The 21,252-nt window shown below is 34.0% G+C and carries 21 protein-coding genes; all 21 read left to right on the plus strand.

Features of this window, described 5'->3' with window-relative positions:
* Positions 1-199: 199 nt before the first annotated feature.
* The 21 genes from ACJRPK_RS05780 to ACJRPK_RS05880 all read left to right on the plus strand — a co-directional run bounded on the left by ACJRPK_RS05780 (position 200) and on the right by ACJRPK_RS05880 (position 21,241).
* Positions 200-1,237, plus strand: coding sequence for a helix-turn-helix domain-containing protein (locus ACJRPK_RS05780; RefSeq protein WP_407138921.1), 1,038 nt, complete (start codon positions 200-202; stop codon positions 1,235-1,237).
* 105 nt (positions 1,238-1,342) lie between these two features.
* Positions 1,343-2,113, plus strand: a complete 771-nt coding sequence (locus ACJRPK_RS05785) for a type 1 glutamine amidotransferase domain-containing protein (RefSeq protein ID WP_407138922.1) — start codon at positions 1,343-1,345, stop codon at positions 2,111-2,113.
* Positions 2,114-2,130: 17 nt separating this feature from the next.
* On the plus strand, positions 2,131-2,550 hold the full coding sequence (locus ACJRPK_RS05790; protein ID WP_407138923.1) for a nuclear transport factor 2 family protein: 420 nt from the start codon (positions 2,131-2,133) through the stop codon (positions 2,548-2,550).
* 4 nt (positions 2,551-2,554) lie between these two features.
* A complete protein-coding gene (locus ACJRPK_RS05795; RefSeq protein WP_407138924.1) occupies positions 2,555-3,634 on the plus strand; it encodes a serine hydrolase domain-containing protein in 1,080 nt (359 codons plus the stop codon).
* A 12-nt stretch (positions 3,635-3,646) separates the two neighbouring features.
* Positions 3,647-4,669 (plus strand): serine hydrolase domain-containing protein, encoded by a 1,023-nt coding sequence (locus ACJRPK_RS05800; RefSeq protein WP_407138926.1) that lies wholly within the window; start codon positions 3,647-3,649, stop codon positions 4,667-4,669.
* Positions 4,670-4,734: 65 nt separating this feature from the next.
* A complete protein-coding gene (locus ACJRPK_RS05805; protein ID WP_407138927.1) occupies positions 4,735-6,129 on the plus strand; it encodes a serine hydrolase in 1,395 nt (464 codons plus the stop codon).
* On the plus strand, positions 6,126-6,575 hold the full coding sequence (locus ACJRPK_RS05810; protein WP_407138928.1) for a YybH family protein: 450 nt from the start codon (positions 6,126-6,128) through the stop codon (positions 6,573-6,575). The genes ACJRPK_RS05805 and ACJRPK_RS05810 overlap by 4 nt, the downstream gene beginning before the upstream one ends.
* A gap of 978 nt (positions 6,576-7,553) precedes the next feature.
* The gene (locus ACJRPK_RS05815) at positions 7,554-8,387 is read left to right on the plus strand and encodes an SIR2 family NAD-dependent protein deacylase (protein WP_407138930.1); all 834 of its coding nucleotides are present in this window, start codon (positions 7,554-7,556) and stop codon (positions 8,385-8,387) included.
* Positions 8,388-8,473: 86 nt separating this feature from the next.
* A complete protein-coding gene (locus ACJRPK_RS05820; RefSeq protein ID WP_407138931.1) occupies positions 8,474-9,166 on the plus strand; it encodes a hypothetical protein in 693 nt (230 codons plus the stop codon).
* Positions 9,167-9,379: 213 nt separating this feature from the next.
* Entirely contained in the window at positions 9,380-10,741 is a 1,362-nt protein-coding gene (locus ACJRPK_RS05825; protein ID WP_407138932.1) for a pyridoxal phosphate-dependent decarboxylase family protein, read from the plus strand.
* Between the two features lie 386 nt (positions 10,742-11,127).
* A complete protein-coding gene (locus ACJRPK_RS05830; protein ID WP_407138933.1) occupies positions 11,128-11,460 on the plus strand; it encodes an ArsR/SmtB family transcription factor in 333 nt (110 codons plus the stop codon).
* Positions 11,461-11,507: 47 nt separating this feature from the next.
* The gene (locus ACJRPK_RS05835; RefSeq protein WP_407138934.1) at positions 11,508-11,975 is read left to right on the plus strand and encodes a DUF6428 family protein; all 468 of its coding nucleotides are present in this window, start codon (positions 11,508-11,510) and stop codon (positions 11,973-11,975) included.
* 22 nt (positions 11,976-11,997) lie between these two features.
* Positions 11,998-12,630, plus strand: coding sequence for a low molecular weight phosphatase family protein (locus ACJRPK_RS05840; RefSeq protein ID WP_407138935.1), 633 nt, complete (start codon positions 11,998-12,000; stop codon positions 12,628-12,630).
* Positions 12,631-12,633: 3 nt separating this feature from the next.
* Complete coding sequence (gene arsB / locus ACJRPK_RS05845; RefSeq protein WP_407138936.1) at positions 12,634-13,683, plus strand: ACR3 family arsenite efflux transporter; 1,050 nt, start codon at positions 12,634-12,636, stop codon at positions 13,681-13,683.
* Between the two features lie 1,664 nt (positions 13,684-15,347).
* Positions 15,348-15,809, plus strand: coding sequence for a hypothetical protein (locus ACJRPK_RS05850; protein WP_407138937.1), 462 nt, complete (start codon positions 15,348-15,350; stop codon positions 15,807-15,809).
* A complete protein-coding gene (locus ACJRPK_RS05855) occupies positions 15,809-16,261 on the plus strand; it encodes a GNAT family N-acetyltransferase (protein ID WP_407138938.1) in 453 nt (150 codons plus the stop codon). The genes ACJRPK_RS05850 and ACJRPK_RS05855 overlap by 1 nt, the downstream gene beginning before the upstream one ends.
* Before the next feature lie 624 nt (positions 16,262-16,885).
* The gene (locus ACJRPK_RS05860) at positions 16,886-17,758 is read left to right on the plus strand and encodes a M57 family metalloprotease (protein ID WP_407138939.1); all 873 of its coding nucleotides are present in this window, start codon (positions 16,886-16,888) and stop codon (positions 17,756-17,758) included.
* 217 nt (positions 17,759-17,975) lie between these two features.
* On the plus strand, positions 17,976-18,215 hold the full coding sequence (locus ACJRPK_RS05865) for a type II toxin-antitoxin system ParD family antitoxin (RefSeq protein WP_407138941.1): 240 nt from the start codon (positions 17,976-17,978) through the stop codon (positions 18,213-18,215).
* The gene (locus ACJRPK_RS05870) at positions 18,208-18,495 is read left to right on the plus strand and encodes a type II toxin-antitoxin system RelE/ParE family toxin (RefSeq protein ID WP_407138942.1); all 288 of its coding nucleotides are present in this window, start codon (positions 18,208-18,210) and stop codon (positions 18,493-18,495) included. The genes ACJRPK_RS05865 and ACJRPK_RS05870 overlap by 8 nt, the downstream gene beginning before the upstream one ends.
* A 16-nt stretch (positions 18,496-18,511) precedes the next feature.
* On the plus strand, positions 18,512-18,643 hold the full coding sequence (locus tag ACJRPK_RS05875; RefSeq protein WP_407138943.1) for a M57 family metalloprotease: 132 nt from the start codon (positions 18,512-18,514) through the stop codon (positions 18,641-18,643).
* Between the two features lie 456 nt (positions 18,644-19,099).
* Positions 19,100-21,241, plus strand: coding sequence for a catalase (locus ACJRPK_RS05880; protein WP_407138945.1), 2,142 nt, complete (start codon positions 19,100-19,102; stop codon positions 21,239-21,241).
* The last annotated feature ends 11 nt before the right edge of the window (positions 21,242-21,252 follow it).

Genomic DNA, 21,252 nt, shown 5'->3' on the forward strand with positions numbered 1-21,252 from the left:
AATAATACACAGTGCTATTTGAGTTTACTACTTTGATAGCACTGTTTGTTGTAAAAATAATTGCAATTTTACTTCAACATCTTACTCTTCGCAGTCAGCGTTCTAAAATCTAAGCACATAGCGATACTTTCTGAGGATTCCACATGTTGCCAATTGATTTTAAAAATTTACTTTCTATATTTACTAAGTAATTTGTGATATGGATTTAGAACAACAAGCCTTATTTATTTTTAGTGCCTTAGGTGCCATCAATGGTTTTTTATTAAGTATTTATTTTGCTTTTTTATCTAAAGATAAGCAACGCGCAAATTATTTTCTTTCAGCATTACTCTTTGTTCTGAGTGTACGAATTATCAAATCTGTTTTCTTTTATTTTAATCCGGGATTGGCGGAACTTTTTATACAAATCGGTCTTTCTGCCTGTGTATTAATCGGTCCTTTTTTATACCTCTATTGTACTACTGTCTTAGAGAATAAAAAAGGAACTCAATGGATAATTCACACCGTACCGGCAATTTTGATCATTTCCATTTTAGGTATGTTGTATCCTTATTGGGATCATAAAGCGATGTGGTCCAAGGGGATTGTTAAATTAATTTACATACAGTGGTTTATATACATCATCTTGACCACGTATAAGGTTAAAACGCTTTTAAAGAACCTATTCTTATCCAGATCGTCGTTAAGAGATATTGAAATTTGGGTACTGAGTATTTATTTGGGTACTACACTTATTTGGTTGGGTTATACGGTTGGGTCGTATACATCCTATATCGTTGGAGCTATATCTTTTTCGGTCGTATTTTATTTAGGCATTTTATTCTGGATCCTAAAACGTCCTAAAAAGAAGATGTTTTATCAGGACTCAATTAAATATGAGAATAAAAAAATAAATCCTGCGGAGGCTGCTAATTTTCAAGCTAAGTTAGATCAAATTGTTCAAGATGCAGAACTTTATAAAAATCCAAATTTGAAGCTCAAGGATGTGGCAACCTTATTGCAAGTTTTGCCTCACTACTTATCGCAATTTCTCAATGATAATCTAAACAAAAGTTTTTCTCTTTTTATTAACGAATACCGTATTAAAGAAGCCAAAACCTGTTTGAGGACTAAAAGTAATTTGACTATTGAAGCTATTGCCTATGAATGTGGCTTCAATTCAAAATCAACCTTTTTTACAGCTTTTAAGAAAATAACCGGTTCAACTCCATCTACTTACAGAAGTGTAAACACCTAATAATCTGTTTTAATTAGTCTTATATTATAAATCCGTACTTCTAATTTATAATATGCGTATCAATTTTTGATTGAATTTTTCATCTTGCTGGAAAATTAGTATTTCATGAAACGATACCACATACTACTTCTAACGCTTCTATCAGTCGCCGCGTGTAAAGAACCGGTAATCCGCGGACAAGCATCGCCCTCGTCAAGAGTTCTGTTTGTTACCTCCAATCAGCATACATATGGAAATACGAAGCAAAATACCGCGAATCATTTTGGTGAGATTGTAATCGCTTACGATGTTCTTAGGAAAGCAGGGTATGATATCGATTTTGTAAGTCCGGAGGGTGGTGCCATTCCCGTCGGCTATCTCAAAACATCAGATAGTATTCAAAAAAAATACCTTTACGATACTAATTTTATGAGCTTACTTAAGCATACATTAAAACCTGAGGATATAACCGCATCAGAGTATAAGGCGATATATTATAGTGGAGGAGGAGCGGCTATGTTTGGGGTGCCAGAAAACAAACTGCTACAAGATATAGCTGCTCAAATTTATGAAAATAACGGTGTTGTCTCTGCCATATGTCATGGCACTGCGGGAATTGTACATATAAAAGATAAGAAAGGTCAGTACATTTATTATGGAAAGCATGTAAACGGTTTCCCAGATAAGTTCGAAAACCCAAAAGCACCGTATTATCAAGAGTTTCCCTTCTCTATAGAAAATAAAATTCGTGAAAATGGAGGGGTATATACCTCTTCAGAAAAAGGCTGGGATAATTTCTTTGTCGTTGATGGCCGTTTAATAACAGGTCAAGATCCTTCGGCAACGGCATCAGTGGCCAATGAAATTATAAAAAAAATTGAGAACAAACATCATTAATAACGTAAACTACACTTATGAAAACAACAAAGTTAGCACTAATTTTATGCATGCTGGTATCAAGCTATGCAGTTGCTCAGAATGTGGAACATGCCTTGGTTGAACAAACAATTTCCTATTATTTGGATGGCGGAACTAACAATGATTTTGAGCTTTTAAAAAAAGCTTTTCATGAAACTGCCACCATGAAGTTTGTGCGTAAGGGAGAATATAAAGAAGTCAATGCATTAGAGTTTTTTGAGAAAGCGATTACACCAGGTCCTAAACAAAATCGAACAGCTAAAATTATTACCATCGATATCAGCGGAAATGCTGCGCAAGCGAAATTAACAATTGAGTATCCTACGTTTTATTTTATGGATTATATGAACCTCCTTAAGATTGATGGGGAGTGGAAGGTTGTAAGCAAAATTTTCAATAGACAAAATAAAAATTAATTAAATGATGAATTTAACTTTCTACCTACTCACATTATTAATAGTTACCAGTTGTAATACCCTGTCAAAAGAATCAAAATCTATAGATAAAAAGATAGAAGAGGTAGTAGCTGACAATAATATTCCCAGTCTATCCATCGGCGTTATAAAAAATGGAAAAATAGCTTTAATTAAAGGTTATGGCCACTTATCAAGGGAAGAAAGCATAAAGGTTGATGAAAATTCAATTTTTCAGATAGCCTCACAATCAAAAATGTTTACAGGTATTATTGTTAACAATTTAATTCTAGAAGGAACGCTAAACATCGATAAACCTATCACAGCATATCTTCCAAATGAAATTATTGAAGATTCTAAAAAAACCTTATCGAAAATTACTTTAAAAAACATATTAAATCATTCCGCAGGAATACCAAGTGATGCTTGCTCAATCTATAGCAAACGTATTGAGGGAGAAGCTTGGTTGAAAGGATATTCTAAAGATGATTTAATAGCAGATTTGAAAAAACTAAGCTTAGAATTTGAACCAAACTCAAAATTTCAATATTCAAATTCAGGCTATGTCATTGTTGGTTTCATTTGCGAGAATGTTAGCGGTCTTTCATATAAAGAACTCTTGAGGAAATATGTGGCCGACACATATGATTTAAAAAATACAGCGGTAAGTCTCAGCAGCGAACAAAAATCAATTTTAGTAACACCATACAAAAAGGATAATAGAGAGATTGCTACTAAAGCTTCTAATATGGGTATGGCAACACCTGCAAGTGCCATCTACTCAAATGCGATTGACTTGACCAAAATACTTTTAGAACAGATAAACGCTTATCGGAAAGAAGAAACGCAAAATCCACTTATACTAACCCATCAGACATCAGAAATGGGTCAAGGTTTACACTATGGTTTTGGACTAATCAAGGAAACGAAAGGAAACGATATCAAGTATGGACACGGAGGAGATGCAGACGGCTTTGCTTGTGAATACTTCCTAAATCCAAAAAAGAATACTGGTGTAGTAATACTGACTTCAAGTGGAGGAAGTTGGGTAGGACAATTAGCCAATAACATTCTTGAAAATTTATAATAATCTAGTAGAATGAAGACAAAAATAATTCAATTCTATATACTGATCGCAGTTTGTTTTTTTTCTAGTTGTAAAAACTACGAAACGGTAGCGGCTTATATAGATGAGATACATAAAAAAGGCGAACTCAATGGCAATGTCTTAGTCGTAAAGGGTGATACAGTTATCTATGAAAAATCCTTCGGTATTGCCCATCCTAAAACCAAAACACCCTTGACAGCCGCACATCGTTTTAACGTTGGTTCCATCTATAAGGAATTCCCCGGAGTGGCTGTTATGCAGCTGTACGAAAAAGGAAGGCTAAAACTTGATGATAATGTCGGTGATTACTTAGATGATTTACCCGCTTGGGCATCATCAGTAAACATACAACAACTATTTAAATACATCAGTGGTTTACCAAAAGTGCCATGGGAAAACTATATAGAAAACAATAACCCGGTTACAGCAGAATCACTGTTGAGCGATTTAAAAAAAGAAGAACTTTCTTTTGAACCGGGATCGGACTATCTGTACTCAAACTATAACCCGTTGTTGCTAATGCTTATCGTTGAAAAGGTTAGCAAACAGTCCTTCGAAGATTATGTTTATAAACATATCTTCAAACCTGCAAAGATGACTGATAGCTATTTTGCCAAGCAAACACCTTACAAAGATGAAAAACTACCCGCCATTGCATTTGATGAAGACTATAACCCTTATCCCTTTGTTATCCAAGAACCAAAGTTTTTAATGAGTTTTACGGCAAACGACCTATACCAATGGCTCTATCATTTACATAGTTATCAATTGCTGTCGAAAGCTTCAATAAAACTCCTCTCAGAAAGAGAAGGTTCGCAATCACCTTTAGGAGTTTTAGAATGGGAAGATGACGTATTAGAAGTTCATCATCATCACGGCGAAAGCGGAAATTATGAAGCTGTTGTTAGATATTATCCTAAAAATGAACTGTACATTGTAATTTTAAAGAATCGAAAGCTTGAAAATGTTATACATATGGCTGATGAGATATATGATATAGTAACTAACCTTTAACAGTAGAAAAACTGTAACAATCTCAAAGTTTTCTGATCCTTTAATTATAAATCAATCAAAAAAATATGAAAAAATATAGAATTCTGATCCTTTTTTTATCCTTTTTAGGATTTATTAACGCACAAAATCAAGAAACTCAACCCTTTTCAAAATTCTATGAACCTATTGATTCTCTTATGCAGATTAGTTATGAAAGAGGCATTTATAATGGCAATGTATTAATTACCAGAAATGATTCTCTTGTATATCAGAAATCATTCGGATACACAGATGGTTCCGGACAAACTGAGCTGACAAAAAATTCGATTTTCAGTCCGGGCTCCATTGGAAAAGAATTTGTTGCCGTATCTATAATGATGTTAATTGAGAAAGGTGATTTACATTTAGATGATAAACTCTCTCAATTTGGTTTAGGTTTGCCTGCTTGGTCTGAAAAAATTACCGTAAAACATCTTTTAAACTATGTTAGCGGAATTCCTCAGATTGATTATGGAAACGTAAAAAATGACAAAGATATTTTAGAAGATCTACAACGTCTACCAGGTTTACTATTTGATCCTGGGACAGAATTTAATTATAATAACAATAGTATTTTTCTTCAAAAAAGAATCATCGAAAGTGTTACAAACAAAACCTTTCAAGAGTTTGTGACGGAAAATATTATTACGCCTTTAAAAATGTCCAATGTAGGCTTCGACCTTGATTATTCTTATCCAAATAGAGCTAGAAGCTTTGACGTACACAAGCAAAATGCTGATGAATCTTCTTCAAGTAAAGGCTGGTTATGGGTATCAATCGATGATTTAAACACGTGGATTACTGCATTGCATAACGAGAAATTAATTTCTAAAGAATCATTAAAAACGCTTCTCAAAAATCAATATTTTAAAAACCAAAAGTCTGTGATGGGCTCAACTGATGAATTATTCACTATGCACTTACATGGAGGTCAATTCAATCAATTTGAAGCAGCTTTTATAAGTGAATTCAAGAATGACCTCAATATTCTTTTAATGTCTAACAATAAAAGTAAGTCTTTTGAAATAATTGAATCTGTACATAATATCATGAAAGGGAAATCTTTTAGTTTGCCAAAAAGGTCTATTTACAGACAAATCCGAAGTAAATGTCATGAAAATATTGATTTGGGAGTTCAGTATTACCATGACTTAAAAAGAGATAATTTTGATATTTACGATTTTGAAAATCCAGAGGAACTAAACAGCCTTGGTTATGACTTATTAACATCTAAAATGATAAATCAAAGTATAGAAATATTCAAATTAGCTGTTTCAGAATTTCCTGATAATGCAAATGTATACGATAGTTTGGGAGAGGGGTACTTTAAAAATAAGCAATACGATTTGGCTTTGGTGAATTATAAGAAGTCAGTTACATTAAACCCAAAAAATACTAATGCGAAAGAAATGATTGTCAAAATAAAAAATATAAAACAATGAAAATAATACTTATACTACTCACTTTTTTTATGGGTCTTACCAATGTACAGGCACAAATCTTAAATGGAAACAAAGAAGACATTCAAACCATACTGAAGAATACAAAGGACTTTTCAAAATACGTTATGTCTTCGAACTACGAGCTCATAGCTGCGTCTTATACCAAAGACGCTAAAATATTTCCAAATGGTACACAGATTTTAGAGGGTGAAGACATTATTGAGTATTGGACATTACCTGAGGGCATGAGTACCACATTCCACAACATAACCCAAACAGAAATAAGCATTGCAAGTGATACAGCTTATGACTACGGTTATTATGAAGGCAAAACAAAGCACAAAGACGGACGTATATCTTCATGGAAAGGTAAATATGTCATTGTATGGAAAAAAATTAATGGCGACTGGAAGATGTATTTGGATATTTGGAATGGCGTGAAATAATGTATGGTTTAAAATCTTAAAAGTTAGTTAGTATTAACTTTCTTAAGACTAGACTTTTTCCGCCCACTTAATTTACTTGTCTTGTAAGTACAGAACAGATACGTTCGGTAGGGTTGTTTTATGTCATCCCGAGCGGAGTAGAAGGGAGGGGCGATGCAAAAAAGAAAAGATTTATATTGAATACTGAAGTTAATTTGTTGAATTTTAAATGCCAAATGTAAAAGTATTAGTCACGGCTTAAATTATGTATGAGTGAAAAACGTCCTATAAAAACTTTAGCGTAAAAAATGTAGTGAAAGGAGTGGCTACAGGAAATTCCTTCAAAACGAGAAGTACATATCTCGCTTAGATTTTATTAGTATGAGCAAAGGTAGAACTAGTAAGCCTGATTTAATTTCATGTAACGGATTGATCGCTATTTTTAGTAAAAGTTTTTTAAGACTAGACTTTTTTGGTTCTTTTTTGGGCGATGCAAAAAAGAGCAAACACTAGTTGAATACTGAATATATAATGTCGAAGACTGAAGTTAATTTGCTGAATTTTAAATGCTAGATGCTAAATGTAAAAGTATTGGTAACGGATTGAAATCACTATTCGAGAAAAGTTCCTATAAAAACTTTAGGGTAAAAATGTATTGAAAGAAGTGGCCACTAATGTGGAAAATCAAATACAAAAGTGATAATTACAAATATACCCAAGTCACGTCCTGTTTCCCGTTTCTATAACTCCGGAATCCTGATTCTTGGTTCTGATAACTTTAAATCCAACTACCTCTCTTAACTTTTACCTAATGGCTAACAACAACCCGTGCTTATAAAAAATTCTGCTATGTAAAATAAAATCTGTAGTTTAGACATCTTTATAACCAAATCATAACCCACTAAGTAACCATAACTTTTTTACATTATCTTTCAGTATTGAGATAAGAGAAATATAGTTACTAATGGTAACTATATAACATTGTTCTATGCAATTTGAATGAATCAACTAAACGACATAATTGAAGAAGTATTATCGAAAGAGAAACGAAATAAATTCACTTTCCTAACTGGAGCTGGAATTTCTGCTGACAGTGGAATTCCAACATACCGTGGATCAGACGGAATCTGGGTTAAAGGAACTACGTATCATAAACCCGAAGAGTTTGGGACATATAAATACTTTAAAGAAAATCAAGAAGAAGTTTGGCAATACACTTTGTTTAGAAAAAAAATGATTGAAAATGCTAAACCGAATGAAAGTCACAAAATACTTGCTAACCTTGAAAAAATATTAGGCGATAGATTCCATTTGATAACGCAAAATATTGACAATCTTCATAGAAGAGCTGGAAACGAAAACATTTATGAAGTTCACGGAAATTATAGAGAGGTAAAATGCTCAACAGATTGCAAAGAAATCTTACCTATTCCAAACAATCTAACTGGAAAAGATATTAAAGAAGATCTTAGAAAAAATGAAATTGATTCTCTAAAATGTCCTGAATGTGGGAATTGGTTAAGATTAAATATTTTGTGGTTTGACGAATATTATGATGAAAAAACTAATAAGAAATTTAGCTCTTTGAAAGTAGCTAAAAATAGCGGAGTACTATTTATAGTTGGTACATCGGGAGCAACAAATTTACCTGTAGAAATTGCTCGTACAACTTTAAAATATGGTGGATATGTGGTTGATATGAATATTGAGGACAATCATTTTACCGAACTACTAAAAGATAAGAAAAGAGCCATAATAGTAAGAGAAAGAAGTAGTGATATACTTCCGATAATAAAAGAACAAATAGAAAAAAACATAGAACAAGGTGTATAGTTCATAGCTACCCTGCGGGATAGCTACGACACCATACACGAAACGTTGGCGGTAACCTAAAAAAAATCCGAACTACAAATCAAAATATGGCAGAAGAAATCACATCATTGCGAATTAAGGCAGAAAAACTCGGAACTGTTGCCGAAGTTACAACATTGCTATACGACCTTGAAAACGCATACAACAACATTTATGCTTTTAACTTTATTGTCGATACTTTAAGATACGATAGAAAACGTCGATTTAAACAAACTGATGAGAACTTCAACCGATTAAGAAGATACTGGAAGGATTTTAATTATCGAAAGGACTATCCTTTTGACCCATTTATGTATGAAATGTTTTTTGAGGAGTTTGCTTTTAAAAGAACAAAAGACAGTTTACCGAACTTACTCGAACTTCAACAAAATATCCACATCAACAAAATTGTTTTGCCGTCGGAAAGGTTGATAATCTCAAAGGTCAACATTCAATCGCCAGGATTTTGGGAAGTTCTTGGAACTTTTAATCCTCTTCAACAGATTAGAGAATACATAAAGGACAGACACGAAAGAAAAAAAGACAATCAATATCGCAGCAGACAGGAAGAAGAAATTGGAGAACTTGAAATAGCGGAACGGAAAAATCGAATATTAAATCAAAGAATCGAAACTTTAAAATCACTTGGATATAGTGAAACCCAAATAAGACAATTCGTTGTTGCGATGGTAATCGAACCTTTAAATAGACTCGGAAAACATCAAGATAACGGACAAATTGAAGGAACAGACGAACAATAAAAGGCAGCCGCTAACACCGTACATAAGCTATGGCTCGGTCAGTCCTCATTTTGAAAATCCTGCGGATTTTCCAAAGCCAGTTTTTATCTGGAGAGGTTCGTGCCGAGTCACGCCACAGCTCATAAGCAAAAACGTTAGGCACAAGCAAACAAAACCGGACTGATAAAAATGAATAAGACATTATTTAACGATAAAGAGAGCTTGTTAAAATTATTGGAAGAAACCAAAAATCTTTCGAATAGATATTTAGTAGGGTTGAATGATAGACCTGCAAACATACAACCAGCTACAAATAAAAATTACCGAGAGCTTCCGTTTGATGGCAAAGGAACATTAAATGTTTTGAAAGATTTTGAAAAAAACTATTACCAAGAACTTACTGCAAGTAGTGGACCAAGGTCGTTTGGTTATGTAGTTGGAGGTGCAACACCTGCTTCTATTGTTGGAGACTGGCTAACCAGTGTTTTTGACCAAGATAATGGAGAGGGGATTACAGTTCAATTAGAAGATGAAACCATAGCTATGGCAAGAGAGCTTTTTGGTTTGTCACAAGATTTTTTTGGTTCCTTTGTCTCTGGAGCAACAATGTCAAACTTTGTTGGGCTTGCGAGTGCAAGACAATGGGTAGCCCAAAACGAGAATATAGATATTGCAGAGACTGGATTATATAAACTAAATAAAATTAAAGTCTTTTCTGCTTCACCTCATTCTTCAATTTATAAGTCTCTTTCGATGTTAGGAATGGGAAGAAACAGTCTTATAAAAGTAAATTCTGAAGAAAATTCTGAAGCGATTGACATAAAAGATCTTGAAAGAAAATTAGCTAAAAACACTTCTTTATCAAACATCGTAGTTGCCAATGCAGGAACTGTTAACTCGACTTCTTTCGATGATTTTAAGAAAATAGTAGAATTGAAATCAAAATACAACTTTTGGTTACATATTGACGGTGCGTTTGGGCTTTTTGCAAACTGTTCAACCAAGTTTTCCCATTTACTTGATGGAGTAAATAACGCCGATTCTATTGTTGTTGATGCACATAAGTGGCTAAACGTCCCTTACGATTCTGCAATCCATTTTACCAAGCATCCACAACTACAACGGAATGTTTTTCAAAATAGCAATGCAACTTATTTAAGTGATTTTGTAGGAATGACCGATTATATGAATAGAACACCAGAAACCTCAAGAAGACTTCGCGCATTGCCAGTTTGGTTTACGTTGTTGGCTTATGGGAAAAGCGGATATCAAGAAATCGTGGAAAGAAATTGTGAAATGGCATCTTATTTAGGTAAAAAAGTAAAAGAATCTGACAATTTCTCGTTGTTATCGCCAGTAAATTTCAATGTTGTCTGCTTTACTATAAATGGATTTGAAAAATCAAAAGAAAAAATAGATTCATTTTTAAGTAAATTGACTGAAAATGGAGAGGTTTTTATGACATCAACTCAATATCAAAACAAAAATGGAATAAGAGCTGCATTGTGTAATTGGCGAACAGAAAAAAAGGATATGGAAATTGTTTGGAATGTATTAAAAAAGACTATAGATAAACTGCCAGTGCCTAACAACTAAGCATTCATGTGGTCGGTACGACCGAGCATGAAGGCCGTGTTGACTAAACCGGGTCGATATTAGTTTGTATAGAGATTGCTAAGTGATTCTATAGATCTAGATGACGTTGAAGATTTCCAACATACCTTGTTCCTGCGAGTTTATAAACGTCTCTTTCTACTCGTTATAGAGGTTATGATGATTTTATAACGTATTTGTATCCTCTTTTTGATATTTCTTTTGTTATGGTAATAAGTTTTCCATCACCTAAACAGCACATTTATTTTTATCAACCCAAAACCCAACGTACAAATAAATAAAAGAGCTATTTTCAAACAATGCTTGAGAAAAACTTTGCACATTAATATATTAATCGTAATATTGCAATGAATAAATAAAGAGCAAAAATGGGACTAGCAAAAACCGAAATGTTTACAGACCAGCAAAATGAAATTTCACTTTTTGCTAAAGTATTCGGACATCCTGCAAGAGTTGCAATTTTACAACATTTGTTTAAAATTAACTCGTGCGCGTGCGGAGATTTAGTAAACGAAATCGGATTAGCGCAACCTACAATCTCACAACATTTAAAAGAACTGAAATATTTAGGCTTGATTAAAGGAAATGTAGAGGGAACAAGTGTTTGTTACTGCATTCATAAAGAAAATTGGATAGCAATGAAAACTGTTATGACCGAATTTCTTAATCAAGACGTAAGCGAAAATCCAGATTGCTGTTAAAAAATTTTACTTAATTAATCGCAAAATCGCAATAAACAAATATAGCTATGAAATTATCACAAGCAAAATCAGTTTTAAAAGAATTGGAAACTATAGGTTTTCAATTACCAAACGGAGAATTAGTACCAAATCACTTTCATGTCACCGAAGTTGGTAAAATCACAAAACATTTTATTGATTGTGGCGGAACTGAAAGAAAAGAAGATGTGGTGAACTTCCAACTTTGGAATGCAAACGACTACGATCACAGATTGCATCCCGAAAAGCTATTAAATATTATCGAACTATCTGAAAAAGTTTTAAAAATAGCTGATTTGGAAATCGAAGTAGAATATCAAGCGGATACCATTGGGAAATTCGGACTTGATTTTGACGGACAACATTTCTTGCTTACTAATAAACAAACTGACTGTTTGGCAAAAGACAAATGCGGAATTCCGGTAGAAAAACCTAAAGTAAACTTATCAAACTTTACTAATGAACCTTGTTGTTCACCAGATGGAAACTGTTGCTAAAACCAATTTAATTTTAAAAAAAATGACAACAACAAAGCCAACGCTATTTTCAGAAATAGAAAATTCAATCAAAGAATTAGATCCTCAAACAATTTCAAATGAGCGAAAAGAAGTTTTACAACCGTTAACTGATTTTATTCAGTCAAAGGTTTCCGAAAACCAAGTAATCCGTCTTAATTTCATTTGTACGCACAATTCAAGAAGAAGTCATTTATCACAAGTTTGGGCACAAACCATGGCAAACTACTTCAATATTAAAAATGTGTTTTGTTATTCCGGAGGAACAGAGGCCACTGCGCTTTTTCCAATGGTAGCAGAAACTTTGCAAGACTCAGGGTTTCAGATAAAAACCATTTCAAACAATGATAACCCTGTGTACAGCATTAAATACGCGGATAATGAGCATCCAATTATTGGGTTTTCAAAAAAATTAGATGATGATTTTAATCCAAAATCTGAATTCGCAGCAATTATGACGTGCTCACAAGCGGATGGTGGTTGTCCTTTTATTGCCGGTGCAGAAAAACGTATTCCGATAACTTTTGAAGACCCAAAAGTGTTTGACAATACCTCACAACAGGCAGAAAAATACAAGGAAAGAAGTCTGCAAATAGCAACTGAAATGTTTTACGTTTTCTCTCAAATAAATTTATAAAAAATGGCTTCAAAAAAATTAAGTTTTCTTGACAGATATCTAACACTTTGGATATTTGTTGCAATGGCTTTTGGTGTTGCACTTGGCTATTTTATTCCAACCTTTCCAAATATTATAAACTCATTTAGTAGCGGAACTACAAATATTCCGATTGCAATCGGTTTAATTTTAATGATGTACCCACCTTTGGCAAAAGTTAACTACTCGTTACTGCCAAAAGTTTTTAGAAATACAAAAATACTTTCTATTTCGCTTATTCTCAATTGGATAATTGGTCCTGTCCTAATGTTTATTTTGGCAATTACCTTTTTACGAGAGTATCCGGAATATATGGTCGGACTTATTCTGATTGGTTTGGCTCGTTGTATAGCAATGGTTTTGGTTTGGAACGACCTTGCAGATGGAAGTAGCGAATATGGAGCAGGTTTGGTAGCCTTAAATAGTATTTTTCAAGTGTTTGCATACAGTTTTTATGCCTGGATTTTTATAACCGTTCTTCCGCCGTATTTTGGATTCGAAGGGGCAATTGTAGATATTTCAATCGGCACAATTGCAGAAAGCGTAGCAATTTATTTAGGTATTCCGTTTGTAATGGGAATTTTGAGCAGGCTGATTTTAGTAAAACTAAAAGGGGAGGATTGGTACACAAATAAATTTATTCCGGCAATTTCGCCAATAACTTTGATAGCACTTTTATTTACAATTGTTGTTATGTTCTCTCTTAAAGGAGAACTGATTGTAGAAATTCCGATGGACGTTCTGATTATTGCAGTTCCTTTGCTTATCTATTTTACATTAATGTTTATCATTGGTTTTTTCTTTACCAAAGCATCAGGAGCGGAATATGACAAAACAGCTTCCGTAGCATTTACAGCCGCAGGAAATAATTTTGAGTTAGCGATTGCAGTTGCAATTGCAGTATTCGGATTGAATTCGGGTCAAGCATTTGCAGGAGTAATTGGTCCTTTAGTTGAAGTACCCGCTTTAATTTTATTAGTGCGCGTTTCCTTCTGGTTACGGAAAAAGTATTATTTAAAAGAAGCCAACGCTTAATGCCGAACTGAAAGGAGAAAGCCGGTGGGCCATAACTTAGCATTGAATACTGAGTATATAATATCAAATACTGAAGTTAGCGTGAGGAATTTCAAATGTAAAATGCTAAATGTAACAGTAGTTGTCTCGGATTAATTTTCATTTCAGTTAAAAACGTCCTATAAAAACTTTAGCGTAAAAAATGAAGTGAAAGCAGTGGCTACAGGAAATTCGTTTAAAACGAGAAGTACATATTTTGCGTAGAGTTTATGAGTATGAGCAAAGCCAAAACTAGTTAGCCTGATTTAATTTCATGTAACGGATTGAACGTTATTTTTAGCAAAAGTTTTTTCAGACTAGACTTTTTTGTTTCTTTTTTGGGCGATGCAAAAAAGAAAAGACACTAGTTGAGTACTGAATATCGAATATATAATGGCGAATACTGAAGTTAGCGTGTTGAATTTCAAATGTAAATTGCTAAATGTAAAATGCTAAATGTAACAGTAGTTGCCGCGGATTAAATTTCATTTGCGTTAAAAACCGTCCCATAAAAATTTTAGTGTAAAAAATGAAGTGAAAGTAATTGAATACTGAATATCCAATATAAAATGTTCAATGGTAGGAGTTAGCTTCTTAAATTTCGAATGTAGAATAATAACCCCTAAATGTAAAAGTATTTGTTACGGTTTAAGTTTCATCTGAGTTAAACGCGTCCTATAAAAACTTTAGCATAAAAAATGAAGGGATAGCAGTGGCTACAGGAAATTCGTTTAAAACGAGAAGTACATATCTCGTGTAGATTTGATTGCTATGAGCAAAGCTAAAACTAGTTAGCCTGATTTAATTTCATGTAACGGATTGAACGTTATTTTTAGCAAAAGTTTTTTCAGACTAGACTTTTTTGTTTCTTTTTTGGGCGATGCAAAAAAGAAAAGACACTAGTTAAATGCTGAATATCGAATATATAATGGCGAATACTGAAGTTAGCGTGTTGAATTTCAAATATAAAATGCTAAATGTAAAAGTATTTATAGCGGATGAAATTTCATTTGCGTTAAAAACCGTCCCATAAATATTTTAGTGTAAAAAATGAGGTGAAAGTCATTGAATACTTAATCCCCAATACCAAATGCAGAATATTGAAATCAATTTATGTTAGGAGCAAAATTTATTTTTCAAACTGACATACTCTTGCGGAATTATATTCCTATTTTTAATTGGAATTTTAATTAACCAAACTATTAAATGGAAAACATAAACGAATTTTTATACGGAAAAGACTATTCGGAAAAAAATGACAAGTTCAATAAAGTGGTTGATAAAATTAACAAAGAATACAACGGAGAATTTGACATAACTGGTTTTTTCACAATATAACTGCATAATCAATGAGGACAAGTAAAATTGAACTTTGACCAAACCAAAGACATTCCAAGTGAGCTAAAAGAAAAAGTATTGAGCACTTTTAGTGAAATATGGAAATAGGTCAGCATATAACACCGTACATGTGATAATAGTAGTTTGGTGATGAATCGAATGGTTATGGCATTTTCGGTAAGGCACAATGCCTGCTAAAATTAAAAGTTAGCAACAAATGCGGAGAAAAATCGAAAAGCAAGGTAAGATTTTGCCCTGCTATTGCAAATATATTATCCGTCATGTGCTAGCTGAATAAAACAGCATTAATGAAAAAATACAAAACAAGAAAAATAAATTTTATAGAGCTAATTAACGTTAATGATTGGAAAATAAAAATTTATACAATTTCACAAAATGGAGATTTTAGACAAGATGCTTTCTACCAGAATGTTATAGAAAAACTCCCAAAATGGTTAGCTATTGATAACGGATTTGACTCTTCTAATGATAAAATAGGCTTTCTAATACTTCACAGAGGAAAAGAGGGAATATTTTCAGTAATTAATTGGTGGGTAGGAAAGAATATGTTAAATACTAACGTCTATCTAACTGAGTCAACAAAACCCGATAGATTTAAAAAGATTTCTGGGAATGGAATCGTAGCTTGTGTCTGGGAATTAGAGATTATAAACCACGAAAGAACTTCCTGGCTGAATAATATATTGAAAAAAGAGCCAATTCCAAGTTTTGAGATTTATTTGGAAGATGTAATTAATACCGAGATTTAATGAAAAAACCACAAATACGCTTTATAAAAAAAGTAGATTTAAAAAATCTGGTTGAATTATGTAAGCAACACGCGGATTTTGAAAAGACAGAATATAACTCAACAAACAAAGAAGAATTATTGAGTAAAAACCTATTTTCAGATGAACCAAGTCTATTCTGTTTAGTTGTCGAACACAAAGATGAGATTATCGGATATGCTACATATATGAAACAATTTTCAACTTGGGATTCTGAATTTTATATTTATATGGACTGTCTATTTTTGAATGAAAAATCTAGAGGTTTTGGACTTGGAGAGGATTTGATCGAACGAATTAAAATTGAAGGAAAAAAACTAAAATGTAATCATATCCAATGGCAAACACCTGACTTTAATAAGAGAGCGATAAAATTTTACAATAGAATAGGTGCATCATCAAAAACTAAAGCAAGATACTTTTTATGCATTTAAAAGTCTGCACATAACAAGGTATCCTATGTAAAGCCTTTTTCCAACTCATAGTCTACAAATTCGATATTAACTATTCTAATCAACCTATATTGATAATTTTAAGGAGTTAAATCATAGGCAACCCACTAAAACAGTGTAAGTACATCAACGATAGCTTCTTAGTAACTCCGCATCCCTTTCTAACCGGTAATACAACCCCAATTAACTCCATTTTTCAGTCAAACCCCTAAAACTTTTGAGGTGATTCCCTGATAGGTTAAATAGCTGTTTACCTATTTATACAGCGGTAATAACTCCAATTAAAATAGCTAACTATTTACATATCAGATTATTAATAGTAAGATTATTTTCTATAAGCGTCATGCCTATTTTTAATAGGTCCGTTATATAGTATATTTGAATCTATCACGCATCAGTCTTGCAAACCGCGGTGTATGTCTGATGAGTAGCATAAGTAAACAACCTGTAAAAAGGTATACTATCCCCAACGTCAATTATATCCTAAAGACCACCCATCATAACGGGTTAAGAATAGCAATACTTGCTGTTTTATGTATTTAGATGGATGTAATAAAACCATAGGGTAGTAGTAACAAAATGTTGTATTATTAAAACCACAAGCAAATGAAAAATCTAAAAACATTGGCGCTTTGCGCTTTTATCGCGGGATGCATCGTAGCCTGCCAAAAAGAAGACCTCTCTGATACTACGGTAGAACAGATCAACTTGGAGGAAACTCAAGAACCCACCAAAGAACAGCTGGATAAACTATTCAAAATGGGGGTCAATATAGAACAAGTCACTATACAAGATATTCCACTACCGGACGGATCAAAAGAGAAATACCTGGTGTCCGGAGATATCACGATTCCCGTGGATGATTTGGCGGAATATCCGGATTTAAAATCATCGGATGGAAAAAATAAACAATATCATTCTGATTTCATTGTTGCACCCCCTTATCGAAATATACGGGTGTTGGGTTGGACAGGTACAGGATCCAGTTTTGACTTGACTCCTAAGATGAGAACGGCATTATCCTGGGCAGTTGCCAATTATAATGCGTTGCCTAACACGCTTAATTTTACACTTTCTTATGGCAATAACCAATCACAAGCAGATATGGTGGTGTACAGAGTCATTGGAGGAGCAGGAGGATCGGCAGGTTTTCCTACTTCGGCAGGTAGACCTAATCGCTATGTTCGTATTAACTCGGGATTGGATAGTGGCACCTATAGTTTGAATGTAGTAGAGCATGTAATTGGTCATGAAATAGGTCATAGCGTTGGCTTTAGACATCAGGACTGGTACAATCGTTGGAGTTGTGGATATACGGGACCACTTCCTGCAGAACCCTCAGTAAGTCCGGCTGCTATCTGGATTCCCGGAACACCTTGGTCTCCATATGCTGACTCTATTATGCTAGGTTGCTTTGGTACCGTAGAAGATGGTGAATTTACTGCTTCAGACAGAGATGCCTTGAATATTTTGTATTAAGGATCCTATCAATATAGTATATAAAATAAAAAGGTAGCAAATCGAATTTGTTACCTTTTGCTTGTTATCATTCTTACCAACGCTTAAACCGGTATAATTTTACTTTGCAATAAAGTAAGAGTAGAGGACGCAGGTCACATCATCAAATATATTCTATACTTTTAAAAAATTTGTATTTGATTCGATTTTGGTGTACTATTACATCAAAAGCAATCATATGTCAAGACAAAGTATATCCTTTACGAAACCGAACGATGAATGGCTAAAAGCCCAAGTGGACACCAAAGAATATTCTAGTAAAAGTGAACTTATCAATGATTTGATACGTCAAGCTAGAAAGCAACAAGTACAAATTGACTGGATTCGTACTAAACTTGAGAAAGCTGAAGATAGCGGGTTCTCCAATGATAGCAAGGAACAAATCTTAGCAGAATCAAAGTCGTTGATGAATGGCTAATTACCGCTTAAGTAATGAAGCCAAGAATGACTTGATCAGGATCCATCATTACGGAGTGAAAAAATTTGGAATGATTCAAGCAGACATTTACTTTAATTCATTCTTTACGTATTTCGATAGTATAGCAGAACGACCCTTCTCATTTGAGTCGGTTGATTTTATAAAAAAAGGTTACAGACGATATGTGTGTGAGTCTGACAGTATTTATTTTAGGATGAAAGATAATACCGTAGAAATAATGTCTATAATCGGAAGACAAGATAGAGACGAAAAATTGTAATATAATCAAGGTCTCATTGGCGGCTATCTGGATTCCCGGAACCCCCTGGTCTGCATATGCAGACTCTATCATGCTAGGTTGTTTTGGTACCGGAGAAGATGGTGAATTTACTGCTTCAGACAGAGATGCCTTAAATATTTTGTATTAACGGTCCTATCGATATAGTATATAAAACAAAAAGGTAGCAAATCGAATTTGTTACCTTTTTTTGTACCCTCCCTTTCCTAATGAACTCAGTTTATAGCCGGTAAAGGTATTCTGTGTTTAAACTCCTTTGAATTTTATAGTTTCGTATACTTTTAAAAGGTATAACCATGTCCGGATATCTCCGGTTTTAACCTTAGTTCAAAGACTGTAGTTTTATTGAAAAACATAAAAGAATTCCTAAAAACAATTAGCTGCTCCCGGTTAATTTAATAGTATTCCTTAAAAAATAAGAATATAATAACATTTATGCCTGTTTTTTTATAAAAGCATTGGGAAATCCTGCATAGCTAAAATAGTACTTTAGAAGTTCTATTTATTTCCAAATAAATACCAAAACCACACCATAAAGTTTACTCTAAAATAACAAACCAAAATTTAAATTCACACATTTAAAATCATGGAAAAAGAAGAAAAAAACGCTAAAAAAGATTCTAAAAAAATTAAAGACTTATCAGCTGCTTACAAAGATGGAAGTAACAAGCCCTTAACTACTAATCAAGGTCTTAAAGTAAATGACACCAATAATTCTTTAAAATCGGGAGAACGGGGATCCACCTTACTAGAGGATTTTCTGCTTCGCGAAAAGATTAATAATTTTGATCATGAAAGGATTCCGGAGCGTATAGTTCATGCAAGGGGAAGTGCTGCACATGGTTATTTTGAGCTTTATGATAGCATTGAGGAATATACTAAAGCAGGAATTTTTACTGATACTAAGAGAAAGACCCCTGTATTTGTGCGCTTTTCGACAGTGGCCGGGTCAAAAGGATCTCCTGATTTAGCGCGTGATGTACGTGGATTTGCGGTTAAATTTTATACAGAAGAAGGTACCTGGGATCTGGTAGGTAACAATATGCCTATCTTTTTTATACAAGATGCTATGAAATTCCCGGATTTGATTCATTCGGTTAAGCCTGAACCTAATAAAGAAATACCACAGGCAGCCTCGGCGCATGATACTTTTTATGATTTCGTCTCACTGACTACCGAGACCTTGCATAACCATATCTGGGCAATGAGTGATCGTGCCATCCCGAGAAGTTACCGTATGATGGAAGGATTTGGTATTCATACCTTCAGACTTATCAATAAAGAAGGGAAGTCCCACTTTGTAAAATTTCATTGGAAACCTAAATTAGGCGTGCATTCGGTTACTTGGGATGAAGCTGTTAAGATTAACGGAGCGGACTCTGATTTTCATCGTAGAGATCTCTGGGATGCTATCGAAGCGGGGGAATATCCTGAATGGGAGTTAGGTTTACAAATTATACCTCAGGAGGATGAGCATAAATTTGATTTTGATCTATTGGATGCAACCAAACTCATTCCTGAAGAAATGGTACCGGTGAAGATTGTGGGTAAAATGACGTTAAATAAAAACCCGGAAAACTTCTTTGCAGAAACGGAGCAGGTAGCCTTCTTGCCCGGTCATATTGTTCCGGGAATTGATTTCTCAAATGATCCCTTATTACAAGGACGTTTGTTTTCATATCGTGATACGCAACTATCTCGACTTGGAAGTGTGAACTTTCATCAAATCCCAATTAATCGACCGGTGGTTAACACCCACAACAATCAAAGAGACGGTCATATGCAAATGGATATTCCGAAAGGACAAACAGCATATTTCCCTAATTCTCTTGGAGGAGGGTGTCCTTATTTGTCTAAAATAGCTGAAGGTGGATTTGATTCATATGAAGAACGTATTGATGCTAAAAAAATACGTACCCGGAGTGAAAGTTTTAGTGACCATTTTTCGCAACCTGCCTTGTTTTATAGAAGTTTAGCCTCTTGGGAAAAAGATCATGTTGCGAATGCCTACACCTTTGAATTAGGCAAATGTATGCATAAACATATCCAACAGAGAATGTTGTGGTTAATTCAGCAGATTGATGAAGATTTGGCTAAAAAGGTTTCAGATGGGTTGGGTATTGAAATTCCGGATGATATTGAACGTCCGATCAATCAAGCGATAGGTGCAGACGCAGATGTAGATAAACACCAACCCGGGCCTAAAAAGATATACTTGGACAGTTCGCCGGCTTTAAGTCAGGCAAACACCAAATTCGATAGTGTAGCTACCCGTCAAATTGCGGCTTTGGTAGCTGATGGTTTTAATATGGATGCATTTAAACCGGTGAAAGAAATGTTGGAAAAAGAAGGCGCTATGGTGAAATTGATTGCTCCAACAGGAGGTACTGTTTTATGTAATCATGATACAGAATACGAAGTAGATGCGTCGATTATGACAACCGAAAGTGTATTGTATGATGCGGTCTATGTAGCCGGAGGCGAAGAATCAGTCGAAAAACTTCTGAAAAATTCGAAATATATAAAATTCATTAATGAAGCTTTTAAGCACTGTAAAGCGATTGCAGCCGATAAGGAAGGAGAAAAGCTAATTGATAAGTCTTATGTGAAAGAATATAAGGATGACCAGGCTGTTTTCATTAATGAAAAGCCGAAGGCATTTAGAGATGCCATAGCAAAACACAGAAATTGGGATCGAATGGAAGTTACCGATTCCATTCCGGTATAATAACAGAATCC

It is taken from the genome of Aquimarina sp. 2-A2 (genome assembly GCF_045505135.1).
GTDB lineage: Bacteria > Bacteroidota > Bacteroidia > Flavobacteriales > Flavobacteriaceae > Aquimarina > Aquimarina intermedia.